Origin of the sequence: Paludibacterium sp., from assembly GCF_019232825.1 — a bacterium.
GTDB lineage: Bacteria > Pseudomonadota > Gammaproteobacteria > Burkholderiales > Chromobacteriaceae > Paludibacterium.
In genome coordinates, this window is sequence record NZ_JAFAND010000151.1 from 1 (window position 1) to 5,369 (window position 5,369).

The 5,369-nt window shown below is 62.1% G+C and carries 7 protein-coding genes and 1 riboswitch; of the genes, 1 reads left to right on the top strand and 6 read right to left on the bottom strand.

All coding sequences use genetic code 11. The features are described from left to right. Nucleotides 1-190 (bottom strand): hypothetical protein (locus tag JOZ06_RS19710; protein ID WP_293235593.1); only part of this gene is annotated, 190 nt, incomplete at its 3' end. Nucleotides 191-314: 124 nt separating this feature from the next. Next, a riboswitch (cobalamin riboswitch) is annotated at nt 315-518 on the bottom strand. 73 nt (nt 519-591) lie between these two features. Here JOZ06_RS19710 and JOZ06_RS19715 point away from each other — a divergent pair. After that, complete coding sequence (locus JOZ06_RS19715; protein WP_293235595.1) at nt 592-1,200, top strand: histidine phosphatase family protein; 609 nt, start codon at nt 592-594, stop codon at nt 1,198-1,200. A 46-nt stretch (nt 1,201-1,246) separates the two neighbouring features. On the opposite strand, the gene JOZ06_RS19720 is transcribed toward JOZ06_RS19715, so the two are convergent. From JOZ06_RS19720 to JOZ06_RS19740, 5 genes are read right to left on the bottom strand one after another with little or no spacing between them, the layout of a single operon-like run. After that, the gene (locus JOZ06_RS19720; protein ID WP_293235597.1) at nt 1,247-2,077 is read right to left on the bottom strand and encodes an SPOR domain-containing protein; all 831 of its coding nucleotides are present in this window, start codon (nt 2,075-2,077) and stop codon (nt 1,247-1,249) included. Then, complete coding sequence (locus JOZ06_RS19725) at nt 2,074-2,793, bottom strand: type III pantothenate kinase (protein WP_293235599.1); 720 nt, start codon at nt 2,791-2,793, stop codon at nt 2,074-2,076. The genes JOZ06_RS19720 and JOZ06_RS19725 overlap by 4 nt, the downstream gene beginning before the upstream one ends. Then, entirely contained in the window at nt 2,790-3,755 is a 966-nt protein-coding gene (locus JOZ06_RS19730; RefSeq protein WP_293235601.1) for a biotin--[acetyl-CoA-carboxylase] ligase, read from the bottom strand. The genes JOZ06_RS19725 and JOZ06_RS19730 overlap by 4 nt, the downstream gene beginning before the upstream one ends. Continuing rightward, complete coding sequence (locus tag JOZ06_RS19735) at nt 3,748-4,251, bottom strand: adenylyltransferase/cytidyltransferase family protein (protein WP_293235603.1); 504 nt, start codon at nt 4,249-4,251, stop codon at nt 3,748-3,750. The genes JOZ06_RS19730 and JOZ06_RS19735 overlap by 8 nt, the downstream gene beginning before the upstream one ends. Further along, a complete protein-coding gene (locus tag JOZ06_RS19740; RefSeq protein ID WP_293235605.1) occupies nt 4,226-5,089 on the bottom strand; it encodes a ferritin-like domain-containing protein in 864 nt (287 codons plus the stop codon). The genes JOZ06_RS19735 and JOZ06_RS19740 overlap by 26 nt, the downstream gene beginning before the upstream one ends. Between the last annotated feature and the right edge of the window lie 280 nt (nt 5,090-5,369).

Consider the following 5,369-nt stretch of genomic DNA (forward strand, 5'->3'; position numbering starts at 1 on the left):
TTGCACTACTCTGCGCAATATCCTGCGCGGTGATCACGCTGACGCTCACCGGCGCCACGCCACGCGCCTGCGGCACGCCGCTGGCGGTCACCACCACGTCGCCACCGTCGAATACGGGAAGGTCTTCCGCCAGCGCCACGCCAGCGAAGCAAAGCGCGATCAGGGCCGCGCCGTGTTTGAGTTGGAACATGATTCGATGCATCCGTAGTATTTTTATACGGCGCGACAAGGACAGGCCAAACCACCCACATCAACGACAGAGCGGCTGTGTGATCGCATCCCCGCGACACGCCAGGTAAGGGTCGAAAGCGCTTCCACGCACATCCGTGTCAGGCCGGTCTCCGGGCTCGGTCTCTCGGCTTCGCGCCTTCCCACCCAATGGGCAGTGGCTCGTTGCGAAGCCCTGGCGCATCGCGCCGGACCTTACCGTTGCGGGGGCAGCGCCGGTCTTCCACCGGCTTCCCGTTTCATCCGCCCGGCCGATTGGCCCGACGGACACCTGACGAACGCCATTATACCTGTGGTAGTTGCCATCCAACTTGACTTGGAATAAGGTCATAAACCTTTGTCGCCTATGACAGATTTTTCGCCATGAACCCGTATACCCTGACGCTGCTGCGTCACGGCGATATCGATCACCAAGGCCGGCTTGCCGGACGACGCGAAGTGCCGCTCACGCCCGAGGGCAGCGCGATGATGGATCGCAGCTGGCATCAAATCGCCGCCCTGGCGCCGGTGTCCAGCATGGCCACCTCGCCGCTGACGCGCTGCCGCGAGTTCGCGGTGCGCCACGCGCTGGCGGCAGCCGTGCCGCTCAAAGTCGACGAGCGTTTTGCCGAGGTCGACCTCGGCGACTGGGATGGTCGCGAGCAGGCGGCGCTGGCAGCCGCCGAACCGCGCTGGGAGCAGGCTTGGCAAGCGGGGCAATTGTCGCTGTTTGGCGGCGAATCGCCGGAAGTCTTCCATACCCGAGTGCTGAGCGGATTTTCCGAATGGATCGCGGCATCGCGGGGCTGCCATCGCGTACTGGTAACGCATGGGCCGGTGATTACCGCGCTGTTGACCGAACTGCTCGACATGGCCCCGGCCGCGGCTAGCTTGATCACCATCCAGCCTGGCGGCTTCGTGCAATTATCGATCCTGCAGGGCCACCCGGCCTATTTGATGCGGCTGGATGCGCCGCCGCCCGACGCAAAATGAAAGGGGGCGGCTAAGCCGCCCCTCGCATGACCCTTGCGAACCCGCCTTAACGGGCACAGGCCGTCGTCTGTAGCGCGACGCCGGGCGTCAAGCGCTTCTGCAACGCGGTCAGCGTTTGCATCTGGCTATCGCTCAACCCCTTGAACACCAATCGCGTCAGCGTGGTCTTGCCGCGCGGCAAGACCGCAGCCTTGTCATAACCCGCCTTCTTCAACCGGTCGGCCAGTGCCTGCGCCCCCTCCGGCTTGCCAAACAGGCCAAGGGACAACGCACCTTTGTAGTCGCCCACGTTTTGCACCACATAATTGTCGAACCCCTTGCCTTTAAGCTCCGCCGACAACGCCGCCGTCGACGCAGAGGCCGGAATATAGACCCAATAGCGCACGCCGGCGCCAACCTTGCCTTCGACGGCCTGGCTCTCGAGCTGGCTCGCAGCCAAATGCATCCCGGGCAAGCCACCCTTGACACGCGCCAGCAAGGTATCGTTCAGGTCTCCCCACTGCGCGCATTGGCGCGCATCGGCTTTGACCATGCGTGCCGCAGGCGCCGAAGCCGCGTTTTTGCGTTTTTCAGCCGGCTTTGCCGCTGGGGATTTGACAGCGCTGGCTTCCGCTTTAGCGGCCGGTGCGGGCGAGGCCTTGCCAAGCGGAGAGGAGGTCGTTTGCGCCAAGGCAATCGGTGCGGAAGCCGACACCGGCGCGGAAGCGGCGAACGGCGCCGACGCGTTCGCGTCCGGCTGCCAGTCGGCCGGCAACACCTTGAGCTGCTCCGGCGACACCTCATGACTGTGAATATTCACGGGATCGTGCTGGCGTAGCAGTACCACCGCGCCGACAAACAGGTTCAATGCCACGATCAAGCCCAGAAACCACTTCATGTCTTGTCCGCCACTTCTAATAATCCGGTAAGTACCAGATTATCCACGATCTGACAGGGGCTTGCGAGCAGAGGAGCGATTCGATCCGCGTCGCCGCCACTGAGCAGCACCGGCGGCAACATTCTGCCGGTATGGCGCGCCAGCCGTTGTCGGGCACGCTCGACCGCGCCGGCCATGGCCTCCAATGCGCCCGTCTCCAACGCATCCTGCGTGCAGGTCGGAAACGCGCGCCAATCGCCCGCGGGCTGATTGAGACGCGCGGTGTTATCCGCCAGGCTCGCGAGCATCAGCCGGTAACCCGGCACGATCAGACCACCGAGGTAATCGCCTTCGGCAGTGAGCGACTCGATCGTCAACGCGGTGCCGGCACCCGCCACCACCACGTCGCCAGGCACCAAGCGTCTGGCCGCCAGCACGGAAAGCCAACGATCGACGCCCATTTGGGCGGGGTCGGCATAATGATTGCGGACCCCGGCGGCAGCCGGCAACGTCCGCACCCACTCGATTGGGCAAGGTGCCTGTGCGGCGATCTGCTGGATTAAAGCCGGCTGCACCACGGCGGCGCCATAAGCGCGTCGCAAGGGGAAGGCCGCCCACGCCGCCTTCAGCGCCGTCACGTCGTCGTGTGCGACCGCCCCTTGGCCAAGCTGGATGTCACCGCCCCGATAGACCGCCCATTTGATGCGCGTATTGCCGGCATCGATCAGCAAAATCATCCCAGGCTCCGCAAGCTCACCTCGCCGACATGGAACGTCTGCCGGCCGCTGGCGGTATCCACCAGCAAAGCGCCGTTGTCCGCCACGCCACGGGCCACGCCCTCGATGGGCTCGCCGTGGGAAAAGCTCAGCCGCACCGGTTGATCCTGATGCGCAGACAGCGCCATCCACGCATCGGCAAACGGCGCAAACCCCTGGCTGTTGAACGTTTGCAGCACACCGTGCAACTCATTGAGCAACAAGGCCAACAGGCGATTGCGGCTGACTTCGACGCCACAGGACGAGAGCGCCGACACCGCCTGATCCACATCCTGCGGCTCGCGCAGATTGATGCCGATACCGATCACCACCGCCGCGGGTCCCAACGCATCGCCGGACAGCTCGATCAAAATGCCGGCCATCTTGCATCCGCCCAACAGCACGTCATTGGGCCACTTCAACTCAACCGGCGCGCCCAGCTGGCGCAGTACCCGCGCCAGCGCCAACCCGACGGCCAACGACAGGCCGGCGAGCTCGGCCAAACCGCGATCGAAACGCCATAGCAGGGAAAACATCAAACAATCGCCCAGACGCGCTTGCCAGCGCCGCCCCAGCCGGCCGCGGCCGGCGCTTTGCAACTCGGCGGCGAGCACGAGTCCATGCAGCCCATCGCTATTGGCCCGGCTCAACAATTGGGTATTGGTGGAATCGACCTGATCGGCCACCGCAATGGTCCAATCCTCGCTACACCCCGGCGACAGGTCGGCGCGTATCGCGGCCACATCCAGCCAGTCCATCGGCTGCGGCAAGCGGTAGCCTTGCCCGCGCACACTGAACACCGGCAGGCCGAACTCCGTTTCGATCGTGTGAACCGCCTGCCAGATCAGGGTGCGAGAACAACCCAGCGATTGCGCGATGGCCTCTCCAGAATGAAATTTGCCATCGGAAAGTGCGCGCAGGACTGCGAATGGCCATTCAGCCATGCCCCGGCTCCGTGGCGCGGATTTTCTTCAGCGTCGCGGTGGTGGACGTGTCGAATAGGAAAGGGATGGAATGCACCACACCACCACGCGCCAGCGTCTCGGCTGAACCGACGATCTTGTCGATCGCCCAGTCGCCGCCCTTGACCAATACCTCCGGCTTGATCAGCTCGATCAGCGTGGCCGGCGTATCGTCGTTGAACCAAGTTACCAGCGAGACACATTCCAACGCCGCGATGACCGCGGCGCGATTCGCCAGCGGATTGATCGGGCGATCCGAGCCTTTGCCGAGCCGGCGCACCGAGTCGTCGGTATTGAGCGCCACCACCAAACTCTGTCCCAGCGCGCGCGCCTGGGCCAGGTAGGTCACATGACCGCGATGGATGATGTCGAAGGCGCCGTTGGTGAACACCAGAGGGCGGGAAAAGCCGGACAACCGTTCAAGCAGTTGGTCCGGCGGGCAGAGCTTTTTTTCAAACAGCGGGGTTGGGTACGACATTTGTCTCCTTCAGACTTGCCGTCAATTCCTTGCGGTAGCGATTCAACGATTGGATCGTCTCGATCGGCCGTTCGAACAGATTGGACAAGTTGCGAAGGATACCACCCACCACACGCGCTTCCCAAGCCTCATCAAAGCGAATTTGCATCGACAGCCATGCCTCTAGCCAGGCAGGATCGGGCAGGCGCGACTGAACGGTGTCGTTAGGGAACAGGCTCTGATTAACGTGCAGATTGGTCGGATGCAACGGCTTGTTGGATCGCGAGGACGACGCCATCAAGAGGCCGATCTTGGCAAACGCCGCGCGGGCTTCATTGCCGCAGTGCTCGATGGCTCTTTTCATGTATTTGAGATAGGCGCCGCCGTGCCGCGCCTCATCCTGCGACAGCGTCTTATAGATGTGTTTGATCACCGGCTCTTCATGCCAGTCGGCGGCACAACGATACCATTGGGTCAAACGCACCTCGCCGCAAAAATGCAACATCAGCGTTTCCAGTTGGGGCGCGGGATCGAATTCGAAACGCACCGCGTGCAACTCCTCCTCGGTGGGCATCAGCGCCGGGCAGAATCGACGCAAGTACTCCATCAACACCAAGGCGTGCTTCTGCTCTTCGTAGAACCAAATCGACATGAAGGCGGAAAAATCGGAGTCGTTACGATTATCCCGCAAGAACATTTCCGTTGCGGGCAATGCCGCCCACTCGGTAATGGCGTTCATCTTAATGGTCTGGGCCTGCTCTTCGGACAGTTTGCCGGCGTCAAACTGGCCCCAGGGAATATCCTGCGCCATATTCCAACGCGCTTTTTCCAACTGTGCAAACAGTTCGGGGTACAACATGGCCGCTCCTAAATACAGATTACAGAGGCGTCGATTGTAGGACAGGACGCAAGCGAACGAAAGCATTCTTTTGATTTTTGTCAAAGAATGATGATGACAGCCATGCTGCGAGGCAGCGTTTCATATCGAATTTAAAAGCAAAAAGCCCAGACCTTGTGGTCTGGGCTTTCGTATGGGGCGTCTGGCGGTGTCCTACTTTCACACGGCGAATGCCGCACTATCATCGGCGCTAAGGCGTTTCACGGTCCTGTTCGGGATGGGAAGGCGTGGGACCACCTCG